We start from the raw sequence: 1,574 nt of genomic DNA, 5'->3' as shown, positions 1-1,574 counted from the left end.
GGTATTAATTTCTTTTTCAAATTTGTAATTTTTTATAAGAAATTATTATCAGAGAGGATGTCTAAATGATGTCCTCTTTTTTTTTGAGAACTTAAAATGATAAAATGAAATTAAACTAAGCGAATTTTGTACTTTTGCAAAAATTTATTAAAAAAAGATAATTCATGTTAACAGTAAATAATTTATCAGTTCAGTTTGGCAAACGAATATTGTTTGACGAAGTAAATACGACCTTTACACACGGAAATATTTATGGCGTTATCGGAGCCAATGGGGCTGGAAAATCTACTTTCTTAAAGATTATCGCTGGTGATATGGATCCTACTTCGGGACATATACACTTAGAGCCTGGCAAGCGTATGTCTGTCTTAAACCAGAACCACAACATGTTTGATGAACATACAGTACTGGAAACGGTAATGATGGGAAACAAAGTTTTGTATGCTGTGAAAAAGGAAATGGACGAACTTTACTTGGATTATAATGATAAAAATGCTGATAGAATAGGGGAGTTACAAGTCCAGTTTGAAGAAATGAATGGTTGGAATGCCGATTCTGACGCGGCATCTATGCTTTCAAACCTTGGAATTACTGAGGAGCATCATTATACATTGATGGGTGATCTTGAGGGGAAAATTAAAGTACGAGTGTTATTGGCGCAAGCCTTGTTTGGAAATCCTGATTTATTAATTATGGATGAGCCTACTAATGACTTGGATTTTGAAACCATTGCTTGGTTAGAAAATTTCTTAGCAAATTATGAAAATACGGTAATTGTAGTATCGCATGACAGACACTTTTTAGATTCTGTATGTACTCACATTTCTGATATAGACTATAATAAGATTAATCATTACTCTGGGAATTACACGTTTTGGTATGAGTCAAGTCAGTTAGCTGCAAAGCAACGTGCGCAACAAAACAAAAAAGCAGAGGAAAAGAAACAAGAATTAGAAGAATTTATTCGTCGTTTTTCTGCCAACGTTGCCAAGTCGAAACAAGCAACTTCTCGTAAAAAAATGATTAGTAAATTAAATATTTCCGAGATAAAACCTTCTAGCCGAAGATATCCTGCCATTATTTTTGATCAAGAACGTGAGGCGGGAGATCAGATCTTGAATGTACAAAATTTGAGTGCCTCTATTGACGGAGATATTTTGTTCAAGGGTGTCGATTTGAATATGGCCAAAGGAGATAAGATTGTCTTATTTTCAAAAGATTCACGTGCTACCACTGCTTTTTACGAAATCTTAAACGGAAATCAAAAAGCAGATTCTGGTACTTTTGATTGGGGAGTTACAACAAACCAAGCGTATTTACCAGTTGAAAATCATTCGTTTTTTGAAAGTGATTATTCACTAGTGGACTGGTTGCGTCAATGGGTAAAAACAGAAGAAGAACGTGATGAGGTAAACATTAGAAGTTTCCTTGGGAAAATGATTTTTTCAGGTGAAGAAGCTTTAAAAACATGTCGTGTTTTATCTGGTGGTGAAAAAGTACGATGCATGTTGTCTAGAATGATGATGGAACGTGCTAACGTGTTAATGCTTGATGAGCCTACGAATCACTTAGAT

The 1,574-nt window shown here is 34.6% G+C and carries 1 protein-coding gene; it reads left to right on the top strand.

Going from position 1 to position 1,574, the window contains the following annotated elements; genetic code table 11:
• Positions 1-164 precede the first annotated feature (164 nt).
• On the top strand, positions 165-1,574 hold a 1,410-nt coding region (locus tag DNC80_RS14045), incomplete at its 3' end, for an ABC-F family ATP-binding cassette domain-containing protein (RefSeq protein ID WP_182651747.1).

It is taken from the genome of Flavobacterium sp. SOK18b (genome assembly GCF_014156605.1).
In the GTDB taxonomy this organism is placed as follows: domain Bacteria; phylum Bacteroidota; class Bacteroidia; order Flavobacteriales; family Flavobacteriaceae; genus Flavobacterium; species Flavobacterium tiangeerense.
The sequence above is the reverse complement of the archived record's forward strand: the minus strand, read 5'-3'. Positions and strand labels throughout refer to the sequence as shown.